A 19,508-nucleotide genomic window follows, 5' to 3' on the forward strand; every position below is an offset into this window, starting at 1 on the left:
GTGCCGCTCGTCACCATATAGTTGGACGTCCTACTACATCCAGTCGTTGGATGGGGCCGGCGCGGAACCGTGGGAGAGGCTCATGACGGTCGAACGCATGCTGCACACACCCGAGGCGGAACAGCTTCTCGATCTGACCGGGGAGATCGTCGACAAGGAGCTCGCCCCACGCGCCTCCCAGGACGAGGAGGAGGGGGTCTTCCCCCGCGAGGTCTTCCGGGTCCTGGGCGGGGCCGGCCTGCTCGGGCTCCCCTACCCCGGCGAGTACGGCGGCGGCGACCAGCCCTACGGGGTCTACCTCCAGGTGGTGGAGGAACTGGCCCGCGGGTGGCTCGCGGTGGGGCTGGGCGTCAGCGTCCACACCCTGTCCTGCTACCCGCTCGCGGCCTTCGGCAGCGAGGAGCAGAAGGCCGCCCTCCTCCCCGCCATGCTCGGCGGCGACCTCCTCGGCGCCTACTGCCTCTCCGAGACCGCGTCCGGGTCCGACGCCGCCGCCATGACCACCCGCGCCGAGCCGGTGGAGGGCGGGTACCGGCTCAACGGCGCCAAGGCGTGGATCACCCACGGCGGCGAGGCCGACTACTACTCCCTCTTCGCCCGCACCGGCGCGCCGGACTCGGGGGCGCGGGGGATCAGCTGCTTCCACGTCCCGGACGGCACCCCGGGGCTGGGCTCGGCGCCGCCCGAACGCAAGATGGGCATGCGCTCCTCCCCGACGGCCGGGGTCCTCCTCGACGACGTCGGGATCGGGGCCGACGCCCTGATCGGCGAGGAGGGCCAGGGGTTCGGCATCGCCCTGTCCGCGCTCGACTCCGGCCGCCTGGGCATCGCCGCCTGCGCCGTGGGCGTCGCCCAGGCCGCCCTCGACGCCGCCGTGGCCTACTCCCGGGAGCGCCGCCAGTTCGGCAGCGCGATCGGCGACTTCCAGGGCGTCGGCTTCATGCTCGCGGACATGGCCACGCAGATCGCCGCCTCCCGCGCCCTGTACCTGTCCGCGGCCGCGCTGCGCGACGCCGGCCGGCCCTTCGGCAGGCAGGCGGCCATGGCCAAGCTGATGGCCACCGACACCGCGATGCGGGTCACCACCGACGCGGTCCAGGTCTTCGGGGGCTACGGCTACACGCGCGACTTCCCCGTCGAGCGCTACATGCGCGAGGCCAAGGTGCTCCAGATCGTGGAGGGCACCAACCAGGTCCAGCGCCTCGTGATCAGCCGCCACCTGGCCAAGGAGGGGAGCTGACCGGACGGCGGACCCGGCGGCCGGTCCCGTCACACCGGCGCGAGGGGCCCCGGCCCCGATGACCCCGTACCCGTGGCCGGTCACGGGTACGGGGCGGCAGGGCCGCACACCCCCGGCCACGGCCCAGGGCGTGTTCGGTGGATGCTTTCGGCGGGCTCGGCGCTCGCGAGCCCGGAACGACCCGCGGACCACGGCCTAGGAGCGGAGCAGCCCCGCCGTGTCCCCGGCGGTGCGCACCACGGGCTCCAGAGGCCCCGGGGCCAGAGCGGCCAGCGCCGAGCGGTACCCCTCGGCGCACTCCAGGTCGGTCAGGGCGGCGGACTCCGGGCCGCCGCCGCCCTCCCAGGAGAGCAGCGCCGCGTCGTCGTGGGGCGGGCTCACCAGGACCCTGCGCAGACCGCCCGACAGGCCCAGCCCGGTCGCCTTGAGGAGGGCCTCCTTGCGTGCCCAGTACCGGAAGAAGGCGCCGACCCGGTCCTCGGGCGCCAGGCGCTCCCAGGCCGCGTGCTCGGGCGCGGCCAGCGTGTAGCCCGCCAGCCCCGCCAGGTCGCGGGCCTCGGAGACCCGTTCGACGTCGACCCCCACGGGCACGCCCCCGGAGACGGCGAGGACGACCCACTCGCCCGAGTGGCTGACGGAGACCTCCCATCCCTGGGCGGGCCCGGAGGGGTGCGGCTTGCCGTGCGGAGCGGCGTCCCCGGTGCCCGCGCCGGTGCGCTCCTTCTCCTCGCACGAGCGGCAGCGCAGGTCGAAGGTGACCTTCTCGGGCGGGCAGCCGGCCCGGTCCGCAAGGACCAGGCGGGCCATCGAACGGCCCAGCAGGTGCCGGTCGCGGTCGGCCTGGTGGCGGAAGCGGGCGTTGCGCGCCCGTTCCTCCTCGTCCAGCAGGCGCAGCAGGCGGTCGTCGGCGGTGGAGGTGTGGGCCCACCAGACCTCGTGGGCCGGGGGCGCGGGGTCGAGCTTCATGCTCCTCATTGTCACCCGACTTTCCCCGCGTTGGGTGGTGTGAGGTCAACCCAAACCGGGAATTCGGTTAATGGCAGGTCAGCCCGTCCCCTGGGGAGGCCCGAATGTCTGTCTTCGTGTTGTTCGGAGCAGGTGCGCTCATCGGCCTGGTCACGCTGACGGCGGTCGTCATCGTCACCCTCCTGACCGAGAAGCCCGAGGCGGAGCAACCCGCGGCCCGGGAGCGGTCCGTACTCTAGAGCGGCGCGGGACCACGCCCGTGCGATGGCACGGGTGAAGGTGGGTCCACATGGCCGAGGAAAGCCGTCCGGCGTTCGCCGCCGAGCGACGGGAGCGCATTCTCGAACTCGTGCGCGCCAACGGCACCATGTCCCTGCGCGACATCGCAGCCAAGGTCCGCGCCTCGGAGGTCACCGTCCGCCGCGACGTGCGCGCGCTGGAGGCCGAGGGGGTCGTGGACCGCCGGCGCGGCGGGGTCGCCCTGCCCGGCCGGATCGGCCACGAGCAGAGCTACTCGGGCAAGAGCGGCCAGTGCGCCGCGGAGAAGGCCGCGATCGCGGTGGCCGCCGCACGCCTGGTCCGCCCCGGCGACGCCATCAGCATCGGCCCCGGCAGCACCGCGGAGGCCTTCGCCAAGGAGCTCCTCACCCGCCACGACCTGACCGTGGTCACCAACTCCCTGCGCGTCGCCGACGTCCTCGCCGAGGCCGCGCGGGTCGAGGTGGTGGTGACCGGCGGCACCCTGCACGGGCCGATACGGGCGCTGGTCGGGGCGGCGGCGGAGGTGAGCCTGTCCGGGCTCCGCGTCAACCGGGCCTTCCTCTCCGGCAACGGGGTCAGCGCCGACCGCGGGCTGAGCACCCCCAACCCCGCGGTGGCCAGTGTGGACCGCGCGCTGGCGGCCTGTGCGGACGAGACCATCGTCCTGGCCGACCACACCAAGATCGGCGCCGACACCATGGTGCCCACCGTCGCCCCGGAGGAGATCGCCCACCTCGTCACCGACAGCAGCGCCGACCCCGAGGTGCTGATGACCCTGGAGGAGCTGGGGGCACTCGTCCACGTCGCCGTGGTCGCCGACGAACGGGGCGAGTGAGACCGCCCCGCCGCGACCGGTCGGAAGGACCGCGTACCCTACCGTTCACGCCCATTGCGCTATCGGCGCCCGGTGCGTGATCCTGGGCCCACCCCAGTCCGCCCTCCCGACCGACCGCCGCCCATACGCAGGAGCCGCCGCGCATGCCCTCACAGCCGACGCCGCCGCACGTCCCGTCCGAACCGGTGCGCGTCACCCCCGAGCCCGTGGCGCTCCCCGAGCCCTGGGCGGACTCGCGCCTGACGGTCGTCGTCCCCACCTACGACGAGGCGGCCAACCTCCCCGTGCTGGTCGGGCAGCTCATGAGCCTGGACCTGCCCCGCCTCAGGGTCGTGGTCGTGGACGACAGCTCCCCGGACGGCACCGGCGAGGTCGCGGACAAGCTCGCCGTCGAGTTCCCCGGGCGGGTCGGCGTCCTGCACCGCACCGCCAAGGACGGCCTCGGCCGCGCCTACGTGGAGGGCATGAACCGCGCACTGGAGGAGGGCGCCGACTACGTCGTGCAGATGGACGCCGACCTCAGCCACCCGGTGGGCTACGTCCCGCAGCTCCTGGGCACCCTGCACTCCACCAACGCCGGGGTGGTCATCGGCAGCCGCTACGTGCCGGGCGGGAGCCTCTCCGAGCAGTGGGGCGTGCGGCGGCGCCTCCTCAGCGGCTGGGCCAACGCCTACGTCAAGGCCGTGCTGTCCATCCCCGTGCGTGACGTCACCGCCGGGTTCAAGATCTGGCGGGCCTCGGCGCTGCGCGTCCTCGACCTGCCCAGCATCGAGAGCACCGGCTACGCCTTCCAGGTGGAGATGCACTACCGGGCCCACCGCAGGGGCCAGAAGATGATGGAGATCCCCATCCACTTCGAGGACCGCGTCGCCGGCGAGAGCAAGCTCGACGGCGCCGTCGCCCTGGAGGCTGCCCTGCGCCCGCTGCGCCTGCGTCGCGCCGAGAGGTCCCGCAGGCGCTAGCTCCGGCCCGCCTTCCTTCACATCCGCCCGCTCGTCTGAGAGCATCGGTGAAAACGTGGGAAGGGGGAGAAAACAGTGACCGAAGAGCCCTATGACGTGGACACCGACATGGGTGACGACCCCGAGGAGAGCGAGGCCGCCGAGCTCGAGCGGCGTATCGAACCGGATTACGACATCCAGGAGTACGACTTCGAGGACGACGACAGCCGGGGTGAGCGGGGGATCAGCGAAGCGGTCCGGGACGAGCGCAACGACGTGTACCCGCGGCAGAGCTGGGGCGGGGAGACCCGGAGCGCCGAGGAGGAGGCCGTCAACGAGATCGACGACGGGTACTCCCCCGACGTCGGCGAGGGCGCGGCGGTGAGGAGCCCTCACCCCGGTGAGGCCGACGCCCACCGGGCCGACGCGCACGGCGCGGACGAGCGCGACCGCACCGCGGACCCGGCCGGCTACGTGCCCGACGCGGAGGACCCCAAGGACACCGGGGCGCCGGACGCCTGATCCGGGACCCGTGGCGGGAGACCGGGGCCCGGACGACCCGGCCCGGGACCGGCCCGCCGTATCCGGCCGGCGCCACGCGGCCGTACCCCTCGCGGCCCCGGCAGGCCCTCCGGCCGCCGGGGCCGCGCGCTGCCCCGGCCCGGCGGGCGGGCGCTCCTCCCCGGCGGCAGTTCCGGGGTCCCGCACGCGGCCGGCCCCGTGTCCCTCGGAAGGGCGGTGCGCCCCGAAGCCGGGGAAGGGGCCGGGGTCTCGCGCACAGTGCCCCTCAGGAGGACAGGTCCCTCAGGAGGACGGCGCGCCCGGCCCCCGGCCGTCCGAGATCTCCCCGGCCGTCGAACCCGGGCACGAGCGCAGCGGCGGCCCCGCCACACCGCAGAACCGCAGCGGCTGGTCGTCGGCGCGCGGGGCCACGGCACTGGCCTCTTCGGCCATCGCACCGCGTTCGGCCGCCTCAGCGGCCTCGGGCATCCGCCCGCGCGGCAGCGCCAGCGCGCACAGGGAGGCCAGGACGCACAGGCCCGCCAGTATCAGCATCGCCGGGCCGAACCCCTGGGCTATCTCCGCCGACGCGGCGCCCGATCCGGACCCCTGGCTCCCGGAGCCGCCGATCCCCGCCAGGACGGGGACGGCGGCCACGCCGATGAGCTGCGCGGCGCGCGCGAACGTGTTGTTCACCCCCGACGCCAGCCCCGCGTGCCGCTCGGACACCGACGCGAGCACCGTCGCCGTCAGCGGCGCCACCGTCGTCGACAGCCCCAGCGCCACCAGGAGGACCCCGGGGAGCACCCCCGTCAGGTAGGGCGCGTCCGGTCCCAGGCGGGACAGCAGCACGAACCCCGCGGCCAGCAGCAGCGGGCCCGCCACCAGCTGGGGCCGCGGGCCGATCCGGGCGGCGAGCTTGCCCGAGCGCGCGGAGAGGGCGAGCATCAGGAGCGTGATCGGCAGCGACGCGGCCCCCGCCGCGACCGGCGAGTACCCGCCCACCTCCTGGAGGTGGATGACCAGCAGGAACAGGAGGGGCCCCAGCGATCCGTAGATCAGGACCGTCGCCGCGTTCGTCACGCTGAACGGGGTGGAGGAGAAGATCCCCAGGGGCAGCATGGGGTTCGCGGTGCGCGCCTCCACCGCGAGGAAGGCGCCCAGGGACAGCACGCCGACCACCACGCCGGTCCACACGGCCGGGGTGCCGCCGACCGCGCCCCACTGGATCAGCGCGTAGGTGATCCCGCCCAGGGCCACGACCCCCAGCAGCGCGCCCGGGTAGTCCAGCCTCCGGGGGGCCTGGGCGTCGCGCGACTCCGGCACCTTGAACCAGGCGATCGCCAGCACCGCCGCGGCGATCGGCAGGTTGATGAGGAAGATGAGGCGCCAGTCGCCGATCTGCACCAGCCAGCCGCCCACGAACGGCCCCACCGCCGAGGCCACCCCGGTCAGCCCGGACCACGCCCCGATCGCCCGTGCGCGGTCCTGCTCGCGAAAGCCCGCCTGGAGGATGGCCAGGCTCCCCGGGGTGAGCAGGGCGCCTCCCACGCCCTGCACCACGCGTCCGGCGATCAGCCACTCCAGGGTGGGCGCGAACGTGCACAGCGCCGACGCCAGGGCGAACACGGCCACGCCCGCCATGAACAGGCGGACCCTGCCGAACCGGTCCGACAGGGAGCCGCTGAGCAGGATGAGCGCGGAGAGCGTCACCATGTAGCCGTTGACGATCCACTGCAACCCGGACAGCCCCGTGTCCAGGTCCTCCTGGACGGCGGGCAGCGCCACCGTCACCACCGTCGAGTCGAGGAAGGCCATCCCCGAGCCGAGCACGGTGGCGGTCAGCATCCACCGGGCGGCCGGCGTCCCCCAGGCCACCGCGCCGCTCGTCGCCGGTACCGAAGCAGATCCAGACACAGCACACACCCCCGGTCCACAGTACGGCGCGGACCCCCGCCCGCAGGCGGGGGTCCGCGTCTCTTGTCCCCGAGTTGTGCAGGATGTGACCTGCGCCTACTCGCTGGCGAGCGCCCCCGTGATGGAGGCCCCGGCGGCCCGGCGGGCGGGCAGCACGGACGCCAGCAGGCCCGCGAGCACGGCCACGGCGATGAACACCGCGATCTGCCCGGCCGGAACGGTGAGCACCATGTCGGGCAGGGTCGCCGCGCCCGCCGCCCAGCCGAACACCACGCCCAGCACGATCCCGATGCCGGCGCCGATCAGGCACAGCAGGACCGCCTCGACGCCCAGCATCCGGCGCAGCTGCCCCTTGGCCAGGCCCAGCGCGCGCAGCAGGGCGGACTCGCGGGTGCGCTCCAGCACCGACAGCGCCATCGTGTTGGAGATGCCGAACACCGCGATGACGATCGCCAGGCCCAGCATCGCCGCGATGGTGTAGAAGGCGATGTCCATCATGTCCGAGAACTGGTTCTTCATCTCGGCCACCGACATGACCTGCATGGTCGGGTGGTCGTCCACCGCCGTGTAGACGGCGTCGCGCACCTCGGAGGCGTCGGCGCCCTCGGCCGCGCGGACGTAGACCATCTCGCTGTCGGTGGTGTCGGGGAACAGCGTGGCGAAGTCCTCCGGGGAGACGACCGCGCCCCGCAGGGTCTGGGCGTCGGCCAGGACCGCGGCGACCTCCAGGTCGACCTCGCCGTCCGGGGACGGCAGGGTGAGGGTGTCGCCCACGCCCAGGCCGTCGGCCAGCCCCTCGGAGAGCAGCACCTCGCCGGGACCGAAACCGGAGATCTCGCCCTCGACGGTCTCGCCGGTGATGTCGACGCCGAGCTCGGCGCCGTCGTAGGTGCTGACGGGGAGCGAACCCACGGGGGAGGCGTCGTAGCCCTCGACCGTGCCTCCGCGCTGGGCGATCACCTTGTCCAGGAGGGGGCTCTCCGCGAGGGCGTGCTCGACCTCGGTGGGGACGAGGGGCATGCCGGTCTCCCCGGACGCGGACGTGTCGGCCCCCTCCTCCGGGGAGGCCCCGCCGTCCTCGGCATCCGCCGAGTCCTCGGGCGAGGCGCCGTCGGCCGGGGCCTCGCCCTCCTGCCCCTCCTGCGTGCTCTCGGGCGGGGGCTGCACGGTGTCCTCGGCCGGGACGCCGTCCGTCCCGGCGCCGTCCTCCGCGGGGGCTTCCTCGGCGACGGTGTCGCCGCCGGAGGCGCCGTCCATCGAGTACTGGGCGCTGACCTGGTAGTCCACCGGGAACTGCTCGTCGAGCATCCGGGTCATGGTGGACTCCAGGGAGGCGCTGACCACCGAGTAGCCCGTGATGAGCGTGGCACCCACCGTCAGGGCGATCATCGCGGTGGCGGCCCTGCGCGGGCTGCGGGTGGAGTTGTCCACCGCCAGCATGCTGGGCACGCCGACCCTGCGCAGCGGGACGCCGACCAGGCGGACGATGCCGCGCACCAGGAGCGGGCCCAGCACGACCACGCCCACGAAGGCGATCAGGGCGGCCGCCGTCACGATGACCGGCCCCATCTGGTTCGGGCCGGACACCTGCGTCAGGGCCACCAGCGCGGCCGAGACCAGGAAGGTCAGGACGCCGAACACGACGCGCATCCAGCCGGTGCCCTTCTCCAGGCCGCCCGCGGTCGCGCTGGTGCGCAGCGCGGCCAGCGGCGGGACCCGGGTGGCCCGCGTGGCCGGGACCAGGGCGGAGCAGACGGTCACCACGGTGCCGACCGCCAGGCCCACGATCACGGCAGACGGCGTGATCACCACGGGGACCGAACCGCCCATACCCAGCAGCGGGCCGCCGAACGCCGCACCGGCCATGCCGATGCCGACGCCCGCCAGGACGCCGAGGGCGGAGGCGATCAGCCCCACCGCCACCGACTCCAGCAGGACGGACCGGAACACCTGGCCGCGCTTGGCGCCGACGCAGCGCAGGAGGGCCATCTCCCGCTGGCGCTGCGCGATGAGGATGGCGAAGGTGTTGTAGATGACGATCCCCGCCACGAACATGGCGATGAACGCGAACAGCAGCAGCGCGGTCCGCATCATCGCGGTGTCGCCGCCGGCGGACTCGGCCATCTCCAGGCCGAAGGCCTCGCCCGTCTGCACGTCCGCGCTGTCGCCCAGCAGGGCCGCGACGGCCTCGGCGGCCTGCTCGTCGGTGTGGCCCTCCGAGGCGAGCACGTCGATCTCGGTGTAGCCGGTGGCGCCGGTCATCTCCCCGACGGTGTCGGGGGAGAAGACGAGCGCGCCGCCGTAGCTGTAGCCCGGGTCCACGCCGAAGTCGACCAGGCCGGTCACGGTGAACTCGCGCTCCTCCTGCGCGGGGTCGAGCACCGTCACCGTGTCGCCGACCCCGAAGCCGGCCTGCTCGGCGGTGGAGCCGGCCAGGGCCAGCTCGTCGGGGCCCCCGGGCAGCTCGCCCTCGGCCGCGGAGAAGCGGCTGGTCTCCCCGATGGAGATGGCGGCGGGCGGCATGAAGCCGAACGCGCGGCCGTCACGGTCCAGGAGCACGGCCTGTCCGCTGACGATGCCGTCGGCCCCGGCCACCTCGGGCAGGGCCCGGACACCGTCCAGCTGGGCCTCGGTCAGCGGTTCCGGCTCCGAGGGCTCCGCCGGGTCCGCCGGCTCCTCGGCGGCGGGGACCGCGATCGCGTCGACGCTGGTCGCGGAGCCCATGACGGACTTCTCGTAGTTGGCGTTCAGCGTGTCGGCGAACACCATCGTGCCGGAGACGAACATGACGCCGAGCAGGATGGCCATCACCGTGGTGAAGTACCGGGACTTGTGCATCCGCAGCCCGGCGAGTGTGGTGCGCAGCATGGATCAGACCTCTTCCAGCTTCAGCAGCCGCGCGGAGACCAGTTCGGCGGTGGGCTCGAGGACCTCGTCCACCAGGCGGCCGTCGCGGAGGAACACCACGCGGTCGGCGTAGGAGGCCGCGACGGGGTCGTGGGTGACCATGACGATGGTCTGGTGCAGGTCGCGGGCGGAGCCGCGCAGGAAGGCGAGGACCTCCGAGCCCGAACGCGAGTCCAGGTTGCCGGTGGGCTCGTCGGCGTAGACGACCTCGGGGGCGTTGAGCAGGGCACGGGCGACGGCCACGCGCTGCTGCTGCCCGCCGGAGAGCTTCGCGGGCAGGTGGTGGAGCCGGTCGCGCAGGCCGACCACGTCGACGATGTGCTCGAAGCGCTCCTTGTCGACCGCGCGCCTGGCGATCTGGGAGGGCAGCAGGATGTTCTGCTCGGCCGTGAGCATCGGCAGCAGGTTGAACGACTGGAAGATGAACCCGATCCGGTCGCGGCGCAGCAGGGTCAGCTCGGCGTCGCGCAGACCGGTGATCTCGGTGCGCCCCAGGTGCACGCTGCCGGACGTCGCCACGTCCAGCCCGGCCAGGCAGTGCATCAGCGTGGACTTGCCGGAGCCGGAGGGGCCCATGATCGCGGTGAACGCGCCCCGGTGGAACTCCACGTCGACCCCGGCCAGGGCGTGGACCTTGCTGTCGCCGGTGTCGTAGGTCTTGGTGAGGCCCCGCGCGACCACGACCGGTGGCGAGGCGACCGGGGGGACGGTTTTCACAGTGGACTCGGTCACGACAGACAGCTCCAGAGACGGTGGGACGACGGATGTACGGGGAGTGGTTGATCGGTGTTGCCCGCCGGGGGACCCCTCGTCCGGCCCGGCACACCACAACGCTAGGTCCGCGGGGACCGCCCGGGCGTCCACCGCTGGGCCGATCCCGGGGTCGGCCGAAGGAGGGGTGCGCGCCGGGTTCGGGACTCCTTCGTCTGGCCGACCCGCCGACTTTCGTCGGGGGTGGACCCGTCACCGTCCGTGTTGATCAACCGAAACGGTGGTCCTGAACTGCGATGACGCGAAAGTCGAGTGGTCGTGACGGCGCGGCGGGGCGGCCGCCGGACACGGGGGGCCGGCGGGAGGCGCCCGTAGAATCCGCACCATGAGGACCTGGGTCAACGACAGGGGGCGGTCCGTCGGCGCCCGGTGGCGGAACAACTGGCAGTGGTGGTGGGACCGCAGGCTCCGCATCGCCGACTGGCTCTACGCCCTGGGGACCCTGCCGCTGAGCCTGCTCCTCCAGATGGGCGCGAACGGTCTCTTCCGAGGTGCGATCGAGTCCGGATCCGCCGTCCTCTCGCGCTCCGGGTCCGTGAGTGCGATGATCGCGCTGCTCGGCCTCGCCGTCGTCCTCTCCGTGGTCCCGGCCTTCGTGGCGGCCGCCGCCATCATGTTCCGGCGCACCCACCCCAAGTGGCTGCTCCTGATCGCGGTCGTCCTCCTGGCGGGCTTCGGCAACTCCGTCCCGGCCTCCATCGCCATCTACTCGTACGCCGTCTACTTCGACGACCGCAGGCTGCTGGCCGCCTGGTTCGCCCTGCTGTGCCTGGCCACCGGCGGCGGATACGGGACCAACGGCCTCATGTACGTCATCGCCGTGGTGTTCTTCCTCGTCGTCCCGGTGACGGCGGGCCTGTGGATCGGGACCAGGCGCCAGCTGGTCGAACGGCTCCACGAGCGGGCCGAGCGGCTCGAACGCGAACAGCACCTGATGGCCGAGCAGGCCCTCACCACCGAGCGCACCCGTATCGCGCGGGAGATGCACGACGTGGTCGCCCACAGGGTCAGCCTCATGGTGCTGCACGCGGGCGGGCTGGAGGTGTCCTCGGAGGACGCCCGGACGGTGGAGGCCGCTGGGCTGATCCGCACCACGGGACGGGAGGCGCTGTCCGAGCTGCGCGGGATCCTCGGAGTGCTGCGCGACGAGACGACCGCCGCCGCGCCCACGGCGCCCCAGCCCGTCCTGGCGGACCTGGACCGGCTCATCGGCGAGTGGAGCACCGCGGGCATGGTCGTGCGCAGGGAGGAGACGCGGCGGGTGCGGCCCCTGGCGCCGGGGGTCGAGCGCACCGCCTACCGGATCGTCCAGGAGGGGCTGACCAACGCGGCCAAGCACGCCCCCGGCGCGGAGGTCGCCGTGCGCCTGCACCACGGCCCCCGCCAGATCGAGGTCGAGGTCGCCAACGAGCCCGCGCCCGCGCCGACCGTGCCCATGCCGCAGAGCGGGTTCGGGCTGACCGGCCTCCACGAGCGCGTGGTGCTGGCGGGGGGCAGCCTCAGCGCGGGGGTGTGCCCCGACGGGGGGTGGCGGATGCGCGCTATCTTGCCAACCGACGGCAGCCCGGACCGGGACGCGGAGTGACCCCCGCCGAGGGGACCGCGCGTCCCGGCCCGCCGGGCCGCCGCGCCCGGACCCGCCGACGGCGGCCGGTACGGTCGCCGCTGCCTTCGCACACCGACACGAGAGGACCCGCACGGTGATCCGCACACTCCTGGTCGACGACGAACTCCTGGTCAGGTCGGGGTTGCGGATGATCCTGGACTCCGCCCCCGACATCGAGGTCGTGGGGGAGGGGGGAGACGGGGAGGAGGCCGTACGCCTCGCCGAGGAGCTCCGCCCCGACGTGGTCCTGCTGGACATCCGCATGCCCGGCACCGACGGGATCACCGCCGCCGGCCGCCTCACGTCCCTGCCCGAACCGCCCCGCGTGGTCCTGCTGACCACGTTCGACCTGGACGAGTACGTGCACAGCGCGCTGCGCGCCGGGGCGGTGGGCTTCCTGCTCAAGGACACGCCGCCGCGCGACCTCATCGCCGCGGTGCGCACCGTGCACGAGGGCCACGCCATGCTGGCCCCCAGCGTCACGAAGCGCATGCTCGAACGCTTCGCCTCGCCCGCCCCCGCCGACTCGGCCGCGGGGCGCGAGGAGGCGGCGCGGCGCCTGTCGGTGCTGAGCGAGCGGGAGCGGTCGGTGCTCGTGGCGGTGGCCCAGGGCATGTCCAACGCCGAGGCGGGCCGGGCCCTGGGGATGCGGGAGGCCACGGTGAAGGCGCACGTCAGCCGCATCCTGGCCAAGATGGGCATGTCCAACCGGGTCCAGGCCGCCATCCTCGCCCACGACGCGGGGTGGGCCTGAACCGCTGCGGGGAGCCCCGGCGCGGGCCGCGGCTGTCGTCCGAGGCCCGACGCGGCAGGAGGACATCCGTCTCCGACAGATCCCGCGCACGTCCACCGACCGGCACGGAGGTGCCCATGTCCCCACTGATGAAGTTGACCGCGATCACACTCGACTGCGCTGATCCTGTGGCCCTGGCGGCGTTCTACCAGCAGGCCACCGGCCTCGAACCCCACCCGGGATCGGGTGCCGACTTCGCCGGCCTCACACGGGGGGACGGGCTCTTCGTCGGCTTCCAGCGGGTCGACGGCTACCGGGCTCCGCGCTGGCCCGACCAGACCGTCCCCCAGCAGTTCCACCTCGACTTCGCGGTCGAGGACCTGGACGAGGCGGAGGCCCGGCTGCTGGAGCTGGGCGCGGGCAGACCGGACCACCAGCCGGGCAAGGGGGTGTGGCGGGTCCTCACCGACCCGGCCGGCCATCCCTTCTGCCTGGTGAGGGGCTGAGAGCCCGTATCCCGTCCGGCGAGACAACGGTCACTCCGCGCGGCGCGGCGACGGGCGGCGCCGCCCGCGCCGACGCGGTGGGGCCGCATCGGGGCAGGTCCGGCCGCTTGGTGGCGATATGGAGGGCGATGTCGCTCTCCGTCTCAGTTGCGTCTACCGGCCGGTAGCTCGGTACGCTGCAATGCGATCCCACCCCCGGAACATCACGTCGTGGCTGATCACAGCAGCCGCAGGAGAAGAGGAGCCCCTATGTCGCGCTCGGTACTGGTCACCGGCGGCAACCGCGGAATCGGCCTGGCCATCGCCCGTGAGCTGGCCGCCGGTGGAGACTCCGTCGCGGTGACCTACCGTTCCGGCGAACCGCCGGAGGGCCTGCTCGGCGTCCGCTGCGACATCACCGACTCCGCCCAGGTGGACGCCGCCTTCAAGGAGGTCGAGGAGGCGCAGGGCCCCGTCGAGGTGCTCGTCGCCAACGCCGGGATCACCAAGGACCAGCTCCTGGCCCTGATGAGCGAGGACGACTTCTCGTCCGTCGTGGACACCAACCTCACCGGTTCGTTCCGCGTCACCAAGCGCGCGGTGCGCGGCATGATGCGCAAGCGCTCCGGCCGCGTCGTCCTCATCTCGTCCGTGGTGGGCCTCCTCGGCTCCGGCGGCCAGGCAAACTACGCCGCGTCCAAGGCCGGCCTGGTCGGCTTCGGGCGCTCCCTCGCCCGCGAGCTCGGCTCGCGCAACATCACGGTCAACGTGGTCGCCCCCGGCTTCGTCGAGACCGACATGACCGCGGTCCTGAGCGAGGACCGCCAGGCGGAGATCAAGAAGAACGTCCCGCTGGGGCGCCTCGGCTCGGCCGAGGACATCGCCAGGACCGTGGGCTTCCTCACCGGCCCGGGGGGCGCCTACATCACCGGCGCCGTCATCCCCGTGGACGGCGGCCTCGGCATGGGGCACTGAGCCGCCCCACCCGGCCGCCGGCCGTTCCCCGCACCCCGCAGACCGCAGCCACCGGAGCTCCCCTCCGGAACAGCAAGACAGGACGGACCACCCGAACCATGGGAATCCTCGAAGGTAAGCGCATCCTCGTCACCGGGGTGCTCACCGACTCCTCCATCGCCTTCCACGTGGCGCGCCTCGCCCAGGAGCAGGGCGCCACGCTCGTGCTCACCGGTTACGGCCGGATGAGCCTGGTGGAGCGCATCGCCAAGCGCCTGCCCGAGACGCCCCCCGTCCTGGAGCTCGACGTCACCGACGACGAGCAGCTCGGCACCCTCGCGGCCCGCGTCGGCGAGCACGTCGACGGCCTCGACGGCATCGTCCACTCCATCGGGTTCACGCCGCAGGACGCCCTGGGCGGGAACTTCCTCAACACGGAGTGGCCGGACGTGGCCACCGCCATGCACACGTCCACGTTCTCCCTGAAGTCCCTGACCACCTCCCTGATGCCGCTGATGGGCGGGGGCGGCTCGGTCGTGGCCCTCGACTTCGACAACAGCGTGTCCTACCCCACCTACGACTGGATGGGCGTCGCGAAGTCCGCGCTCGCCTCCACCGCCCGCTACCTGGCGCGCTACGTCGGCGACCGGGACATCCGGGTCAACCTGGTCTCCGCCGGGCCGCTCAGCACCATGGCAGCCCGCAGCATCCCCGGCTTCGCCGAACTGGCCCAGAACTGGCCCGAGCGCGCCCCGCTGGGCTGGGACATGACCAACCCCGAGCCCGCGGCGAAGGCCGTCGTGGCGCTGCTGTCCGACTGGTTCCCGGCGACGACCGGCGAGACCGTCCACGTCGACGGCGGCTTCCACTCCACCGGGGCCTGACCCGGCCGCCGGAGGCCCGCACCCCGGTGCGGTAGGTTGACGCGGTCGGGGGCCCCGGGGCTCCCGACCGCGTGTCGTCCCGGGGCCGGTCGCGGCGTGTGTACCCGTGTGCCCGGCGCCTTCCGTGTGACCCTGGTGGACGGCCGCGAAAACCCGGGAAGCACGACGGCGTCGGAGGTACGGACGGATGGATCTGGGACTGTCAGGGGCACGGGTGGTCGTCACCGGGGCGAGCCGCGGGATCGGCCGCGCCGTCGCCCAGGCGTTCGCGGAGGAGGGCGCGGACCTCGCGATCTGCGCCCGCGGCCCCGAACCCCTCGCCAGGGCCGCCGAGGAGCTGCGCGGGACCGGCGTGAAGGTGTTCTCCCGCGAGCTGGACGTCACGGACCACGACGCGCTGCCGTCCTTCGTCGACGAGGCGGTGACGGCGCTCGGCGGGCTGGACGTGCTGGTGTCCAACGTGTCCGGCGGCAGCGCCCCCACCGCGGACCAGTGGCAGCGCGGGTTCGACGCCGACCTGATGCCGTTCGTGCGGCTGACCGGGGCGGCCGGCCCCCACCTGCGCGCCTCCGGGCGCGGCGGCGCGGTCGTGCTGGTCTCCACGACCTCCGCACTGCACACCACCGCGCCCGCCGGGCCGCGGTCCTACGGCGCCGTCAAGGCGGCGCTCAACCACCACGCGTCCTCGCTGGCCCGTGCGTGGGCGCCGGACGGGGTGCGGGTCAACACCGTCTCGCCCGGTCCGACCGAGTTCCCCGGCGGGGGGTGGGAGCGCCGCCGCGAGAACGACCCCGCGTTCTACGAGAGCATCCGCGAGCGCATCCCCTGCGGACGCCTGGGCCGCCCCGAGGAGGTCGCCCGCTCGGTGGTCTTCCTCGCCAGCCCGGCGGCCTCGTTCGTCACCGGGCAGAACCTGGTCGTCGACGGGGGCTTCCTCGACCGGGTCTGACCCCGGGGCACCGGTCGGCGGGGCGCGCACCCCTCCTCCGCGCCACCGCCCGGCCACGTTTTCCTCCAGCTGCCCGATGCCGCCCTCCGCGCGGGCGCCCGCGCCACAGCCGTAGGGCTGTATGGTCACGTCGGTGCCCTGGTACCGTCTTGCGGTGCCCAGAACCGCAGACCACGCCCACCGGCGGGCGCAGATCACCGGGGCCGTGTGCGAGCTGATCGCCGACAGCGGCCTCGGCTCCGTCACCGTGGCCCGCACCGCCGCCCGCGCGGGGATGTCGGTCGGGCTCGTGCAGCACTACTTCCCGTCCAAGGACGACATGCTGCTGCACGCGTTCGAGCGCGTCAGCGGCGACGTCGCCGCCCGTGTCGCCGACATCGTCAGGACGGGCGCCCGCCACGAGCGGACCATCGCCGAGATCCTCGGTGCGGCCCTGGCCGAGCACCTGCCGCTGGACGGGCCCCGACGCGCGGAGTTCCGCGTGATCCGGACCTTCGCCGGACGGGCGCTGGACAACCCGGCCCTGGCCGAGGTGGACGCCCGCGCCGGAGCCGCCATGCACGCCGAACTCGTCCGCGCCGTGGGCAACGGCGTGGAGTGCGGCGAGGTGGCGCCCGACCTCGACGCCGACGCGGCCGCCGCCCGCCTGGGCGCGGTCACGGAGGGGCTGGCGACCCGGGTCCACCGGGGGAGCCCCGGCGCCGCCGAGCTGGCGCGGGCGGTGCTCGGGGCCGAACTCGCCTCCGTCTTCACGGGTGAGTGCCGCCAGTACGCCCGCTGAGGGCCGCCCCGCCCCGTCCCGGCCGGGACGCCGAGCCCGGGGCGACCGCGTGGGGCTACCCCTCGCGCAGGATCCGGACCAGGAGGGTCGAGCGCTCCAGGGCGGCGTTGTCGCGCACGCCCGTCTCCAGCGCGCCCGCGGTGGCGTCCACGACCGACACGTGCCGGGTGGCGCGCGTCAGCGCCGTGTACACCTGAGGGCGCGACACGGGGACCTCGGGCGGGAACACCGCCACCACGGCGGGCCAGAGGCCGCCGTGCGCGGCGGCCACCGTCACCGCCCAGCCGTGGCGCAGCGCCGCCGGGTCGGCGACCCTCACCCGGGCGCCGCCGGAGAGCTCCACCACCGCCTCCCCGTCCACCTCGCGCAGGTACCCGGTGTCGCCCGGGGCGAAGCCGGGTCCCGAGGCGGCCAGCAGCACCCGGTCGCCGACGTCGAACCCCCCGTGCGCGCCGGGGCCGGGGTTCAACCGCTCCTTGCACCCGGCGTTGAGCGAGCGCGTGCCCGCCGGCCCGTCCTCGCGGGCGGCCACCACCTGGACGTCCTCGGCGCCGATGCCCAGCGCGCGCGGGATGGAGTCGGTCACCAGCTGTACCACCCGGTGCGCGGCCTCCTCCGCGGAGGAGGCGGGCACCCGCACGACCTCGCGCCCGGGCGCCTCCACCTCGGGGAAGCCGCCGGCGGCCACGGCCTCCGCGAGTTCCGCGAGGGGCCCGGGGGCCTCGGCGCCGGCGATCTCCGCCACGTGCGCGGTCCGCGAGGCGGCGATGTCGAGCGCGACCCGCCCCGGTGCGGCGGACGGGGCCTGGTGGGGGTCGGCCACGAGGACCAGGTGGGCCCCGTCGGGGCACGCCGCGGCCAGTTCGGCGGCGCGGGCGGCGCCCACGGACATGGCCTCGCACAGCACGACGAGCCCGACCGCCAGGGGAGCCCCGGCCGTCAGGGCGGCCAGCGGGACCGCGCGCAGGGGCGCGGGCGCTGCGGGGCCGTCCCCGGCGTCCCCGCCCTCCGGAGATCCTTGTCCGCCGTCCCCGGCGTCCTCCCCGTCCCCGGCGTCCTCCCCGGGGGCGCCGGGGGTCCCGGAGCCCTCCTCCTCGGCCGGTCCGTTCCCGCCGCCGGGGTCCCCGGCCGGGGCGGGGGCCGCCGCCCGGTCCCCCTCGCCGGAGGCGTCCCGCGCGGGGCCGTCGCCGGGCCCGGCGTCCGTCCCGCGGATGCGCGCGATCTCGGCGTCGAGGGCCGCCGCGGCCTGCGCGGTCGGCGCGGCCACCGCGATCCCCACCCGGCTGTCGGCGGCGATCGCGTGCAGGCAGAGCAGGGCCCTGGCGAGCTCCCCGGTGTCGCCCGGTCCGTGGCTCAGCACGGTCACCGGGCGCAGGGCCGCGGTCACCACGGCCTCGCGGGTCCGGTCGGAGACCGAGAACCCGCCCCGCTCCTCGGCGGCCTCCACGGTCTCCCCGGCGGTCGCCGTGTCCATGATCGGGTCGTTGCCGCTGATCAGCCGCAGCAGCTCCTCGCCCAGGCGCTGTTCGGCGCGGCCCACGTCCGCCAGGGCGTAGTAGCGGTCGGTGTCCTCGGGCAGCTCCGGGACCCCGCCCTCCTCGAAGTCGAAGTCGTCGTCGGGCTCGTCGGTGCTCTCCAGCACCACCGCGCTCCCGTCGGCCGCGGCCGCCTCCAGGGCCGCCGCGGGGGCGGCCACCCCGAGCTTGCCGACGGCCGCCGCGAGCCGCTTCTCCTCCACGACGGTGTTGCCGCGGCGTGCGGCCAGCCGCAGCACGTGGGCGGTCAGGGCCGCCAGGCGGCGGGGGTCGTCGGGGCGGGCGGCGTCGCCCAGGCGCCTGCGCGCGCAGAAGTCGGCCTGTTCCACGGTCACCTGCGGGAGGCGCAGCAGCAGCCAGGGGTTCGCGTCCAGGTCCGCGGCGGCGCCCGGTCCCAGTGCGGCCAGCAGCCGGGGAGCCAGGGCGCCGGGGGCGCCCATCCGGTCAAGGACGGCGTTGACCTGTTCGACAGCCTCGGACACCTCGGGTGGTTCCCCTCGTCACGCGGTTCGTGGACCCTGGGAGCCTATCGACTCGCGGTGACGTTCCGGTCCGGCGCCGACCCGCGCCGAGCTGCGGGCGGGCCGGCGGCGGGGTGCGTCCGCTCAGGCTCCGCGCCGCGCGCGCCCGCCCCCGCGCCCCCCGGCGGGCCCGTCGCCCCCGCCCACGACCTCGCGCACCGCGAGACAGGGGTCGGTGGTCGGGGAGGACTCCTGGATGCTGGTCGCCGCGCGCAGGGCGCTCGCGCGGAACAGGGCCCGGGCGGGCTCGTCAACGCCGGCCAGCACGCGCTCCTCGACGCGGTCCACCCGGTCGCGGGCGCCGGCCAGCACCTCGCGCCCGCGCTCGGTGGCGCACACCCGCCGCACCCGGCGGTCGCCGGGGTCGACCCGGCGGCGCACCAGCCCGGCCTCCTCCAGGTCGTCGAGCAGGTAGGTCATCACGCTGCGGTCGATCAGCAGGCGCTCGGCCAGGGCCGCCTGGGTGGGCGGCTCGGCGTGGACCGCCGCGGTGAGGACGTGGTAGCCGCGGCTGCCGTGCGGGATGTCGGTGAGCGAGGCCTCCGTGAGCTCGTGCCAGCGGCGCAGCACGACGGCCAGGGACCACCCCAGGGTCGTGCCGGGTCCGCTGTCCGGAGTGGTGGTCGTCATGTCCCCGAGAGTACCAGGAATACGTGGTGGCTAAGATAAGTTGTTGCCAACATCATTTGCTGAACAAACTAGTTTCGCCCCCTCCGAGGAG

The 19,508-nt window shown here is 74.5% G+C and carries 18 protein-coding genes; 12 read left to right on the top strand and 6 right to left on the bottom strand.

All coding sequences use genetic code 11. The annotated features are described in order from the left end of the window. Positions 1 to 82 precede the first annotated feature (82 nt). On the top strand, positions 83 to 1,240 hold the full coding sequence (locus OUQ99_RS10390; protein ID WP_267949219.1) for an acyl-CoA dehydrogenase family protein: 1,158 nt from the start codon (positions 83 to 85) through the stop codon (positions 1,238 to 1,240). 195 nt (positions 1,241 to 1,435) lie between these two features. Here OUQ99_RS10390 and OUQ99_RS10395 read toward each other — a convergent pair whose 3' ends face one another. Further along, positions 1,436 to 2,215 carry a 4'-phosphopantetheinyl transferase family protein gene (locus tag OUQ99_RS10395; protein ID WP_267950335.1) on the bottom strand — a complete coding sequence of 260 codons (780 nt, stop codon included), beginning with the start codon at positions 2,213 to 2,215 and terminating at the stop codon, positions 1,436 to 1,438. A 95-nt stretch (positions 2,216 to 2,310) separates the two neighbouring features. Between OUQ99_RS10395 and OUQ99_RS10400 the strand changes: the two genes are divergently transcribed. The 4 genes from OUQ99_RS10400 to OUQ99_RS10415 all read left to right on the top strand — a co-directional run bounded on the left by OUQ99_RS10400 (position 2,311) and on the right by OUQ99_RS10415 (position 4,765). Beyond that, entirely contained in the window at positions 2,311 to 2,445 is a 135-nt protein-coding gene (locus tag OUQ99_RS10400) for a hypothetical protein (protein ID WP_267949220.1), read from the top strand. 50 nt (positions 2,446 to 2,495) lie between these two features. Continuing rightward, positions 2,496 to 3,302 carry a DeoR/GlpR family DNA-binding transcription regulator gene (locus tag OUQ99_RS10405; RefSeq protein WP_267949221.1) on the top strand — a complete coding sequence of 269 codons (807 nt, stop codon included), beginning with the start codon at positions 2,496 to 2,498 and terminating at the stop codon, positions 3,300 to 3,302. A gap of 143 nt (positions 3,303 to 3,445) precedes the next feature. Continuing rightward, a complete protein-coding gene (locus tag OUQ99_RS10410; RefSeq protein ID WP_267949222.1) occupies positions 3,446 to 4,264 on the top strand; it encodes a polyprenol monophosphomannose synthase in 819 nt (272 codons plus the stop codon). A 75-nt stretch (positions 4,265 to 4,339) separates the two neighbouring features. Continuing rightward, positions 4,340 to 4,765: a hypothetical protein gene (locus tag OUQ99_RS10415; protein ID WP_267949223.1), complete on the top strand. Its 426-nt coding sequence runs from the start codon at positions 4,340 to 4,342 to the stop codon at positions 4,763 to 4,765. Positions 4,766 to 5,047: 282 nt separating this feature from the next. Here the strand turns inward: OUQ99_RS10415 and OUQ99_RS10420 are convergent, their stop codons facing one another. From OUQ99_RS10420 to OUQ99_RS10430, 3 genes are all read right to left on the bottom strand, one after another. Beyond that, entirely contained in the window at positions 5,048 to 6,661 is a 1,614-nt protein-coding gene (locus OUQ99_RS10420; RefSeq protein WP_267949224.1) for an MFS transporter, read from the bottom strand. 96 nt (positions 6,662 to 6,757) lie between these two features. Further along, the gene (locus OUQ99_RS10425) at positions 6,758 to 9,529 is read right to left on the bottom strand and encodes an ABC transporter permease (protein ID WP_267949225.1); all 2,772 of its coding nucleotides are present in this window, start codon (positions 9,527 to 9,529) and stop codon (positions 6,758 to 6,760) included. A gap of 3 nt (positions 9,530 to 9,532) precedes the next feature. Beyond that, complete coding sequence (locus OUQ99_RS10430; protein ID WP_267949226.1) at positions 9,533 to 10,300, bottom strand: ABC transporter ATP-binding protein; 768 nt, start codon at positions 10,298 to 10,300, stop codon at positions 9,533 to 9,535. 364 nt (positions 10,301 to 10,664) lie between these two features. On the opposite strand from OUQ99_RS10430, the gene OUQ99_RS10435 reads away from it, so the two are divergent. The 7 genes from OUQ99_RS10435 (at position 10,665) to OUQ99_RS10465 (ending at position 16,731) form a co-directional block, all read left to right on the top strand. Beyond that, positions 10,665 to 11,924, top strand: coding sequence for a sensor histidine kinase (locus OUQ99_RS10435; protein ID WP_267949227.1), 1,260 nt, complete (start codon positions 10,665 to 10,667; stop codon positions 11,922 to 11,924). A gap of 115 nt (positions 11,925 to 12,039) precedes the next feature. After that, positions 12,040 to 12,699: a response regulator gene (locus OUQ99_RS10440; RefSeq protein ID WP_267949228.1), complete on the top strand. Its 660-nt coding sequence runs from the start codon at positions 12,040 to 12,042 to the stop codon at positions 12,697 to 12,699. Positions 12,700 to 12,815: 116 nt separating this feature from the next. After that, complete coding sequence (locus OUQ99_RS10445) at positions 12,816 to 13,184, top strand: VOC family protein (RefSeq protein ID WP_267949229.1); 369 nt, start codon at positions 12,816 to 12,818, stop codon at positions 13,182 to 13,184. Between the two features lie 249 nt (positions 13,185 to 13,433). Then, positions 13,434 to 14,138: a beta-ketoacyl-ACP reductase gene (locus OUQ99_RS10450; RefSeq protein WP_267949230.1), complete on the top strand. Its 705-nt coding sequence runs from the start codon at positions 13,434 to 13,436 to the stop codon at positions 14,136 to 14,138. Positions 14,139 to 14,236: 98 nt separating this feature from the next. Beyond that, a complete protein-coding gene (fabI, locus tag OUQ99_RS10455) occupies positions 14,237 to 15,001 on the top strand; it encodes an enoyl-ACP reductase FabI (RefSeq protein WP_267949231.1) in 765 nt (254 codons plus the stop codon). A 187-nt stretch (positions 15,002 to 15,188) separates the two neighbouring features. Continuing rightward, the gene (locus tag OUQ99_RS10460; RefSeq protein ID WP_267949232.1) at positions 15,189 to 15,950 is read left to right on the top strand and encodes an SDR family NAD(P)-dependent oxidoreductase; all 762 of its coding nucleotides are present in this window, start codon (positions 15,189 to 15,191) and stop codon (positions 15,948 to 15,950) included. A 154-nt stretch (positions 15,951 to 16,104) separates the two neighbouring features. Further along, positions 16,105 to 16,731 carry a TetR/AcrR family transcriptional regulator gene (locus OUQ99_RS10465; RefSeq protein ID WP_267949233.1) on the top strand — a complete coding sequence of 209 codons (627 nt, stop codon included), beginning with the start codon at positions 16,105 to 16,107 and terminating at the stop codon, positions 16,729 to 16,731. A 55-nt stretch (positions 16,732 to 16,786) separates the two neighbouring features. Here the strand turns inward: OUQ99_RS10465 and OUQ99_RS10470 are convergent, their stop codons facing one another. Both OUQ99_RS10470 and OUQ99_RS10475 read right to left on the bottom strand, forming a co-directional pair. Continuing rightward, positions 16,787 to 18,748 (bottom strand): helix-hairpin-helix domain-containing protein, encoded by a 1,962-nt coding sequence (locus OUQ99_RS10470; protein ID WP_267949234.1) that lies wholly within the window; start codon positions 18,746 to 18,748, stop codon positions 16,787 to 16,789. Between the two features lie 123 nt (positions 18,749 to 18,871). Further along, positions 18,872 to 19,417 (bottom strand): MarR family winged helix-turn-helix transcriptional regulator, encoded by a 546-nt coding sequence (locus OUQ99_RS10475; protein WP_267949235.1) that lies wholly within the window; start codon positions 19,415 to 19,417, stop codon positions 18,872 to 18,874. Positions 19,418 to 19,508 lie beyond the last annotated feature (91 nt).

This window comes from Streptomonospora nanhaiensis (genome assembly GCF_026642255.1).
GTDB classification, from domain to species: domain Bacteria; phylum Actinomycetota; class Actinomycetes; order Streptosporangiales; family Streptosporangiaceae; genus Nocardiopsis; species Nocardiopsis tropica.

What these genes read in the sequence shown, in the direction of transcription:
- OUQ99_RS10390 (WP_267949219.1), top strand. Translation starts at nt 83, where the DNA reads ATGACGGTCGAACGCATGCTGCACACACCCGAGGCGGAACAGCTTCTC.
- OUQ99_RS10395 (WP_267950335.1), bottom strand. Translation starts at nt 2,215, where the DNA reads ATGAGGAGCATGAAGCTCGACCCCGCGCCCCCGGCCCACGAGGTCTGG.
- OUQ99_RS10400 (WP_267949220.1), top strand. Translation starts at nt 2,311, where the DNA reads ATGTCTGTCTTCGTGTTGTTCGGAGCAGGTGCGCTCATCGGCCTGGTC.
- OUQ99_RS10405 (WP_267949221.1), top strand. Translation starts at nt 2,496, where the DNA reads ATGGCCGAGGAAAGCCGTCCGGCGTTCGCCGCCGAGCGACGGGAGCGC.
- OUQ99_RS10410 (WP_267949222.1), top strand. Translation starts at nt 3,446, where the DNA reads ATGCCCTCACAGCCGACGCCGCCGCACGTCCCGTCCGAACCGGTGCGC.
- OUQ99_RS10425 (WP_267949225.1), bottom strand. Translation starts at nt 9,529, where the DNA reads ATGCTGCGCACCACACTCGCCGGGCTGCGGATGCACAAGTCCCGGTAC.
- OUQ99_RS10435 (WP_267949227.1), top strand. Translation starts at nt 10,665, where the DNA reads ATGAGGACCTGGGTCAACGACAGGGGGCGGTCCGTCGGCGCCCGGTGG.
- OUQ99_RS10445 (WP_267949229.1), top strand. Translation starts at nt 12,816, where the DNA reads ATGTCCCCACTGATGAAGTTGACCGCGATCACACTCGACTGCGCTGAT.
- OUQ99_RS10450 (WP_267949230.1), top strand. Translation starts at nt 13,434, where the DNA reads ATGTCGCGCTCGGTACTGGTCACCGGCGGCAACCGCGGAATCGGCCTG.
- fabI (WP_267949231.1), top strand. Translation starts at nt 14,237, where the DNA reads ATGGGAATCCTCGAAGGTAAGCGCATCCTCGTCACCGGGGTGCTCACC.
- OUQ99_RS10460 (WP_267949232.1), top strand. Translation starts at nt 15,189, where the DNA reads ATGGATCTGGGACTGTCAGGGGCACGGGTGGTCGTCACCGGGGCGAGC.
- OUQ99_RS10475 (WP_267949235.1), bottom strand. Translation starts at nt 19,417, where the DNA reads ATGACGACCACCACTCCGGACAGCGGACCCGGCACGACCCTGGGGTGG.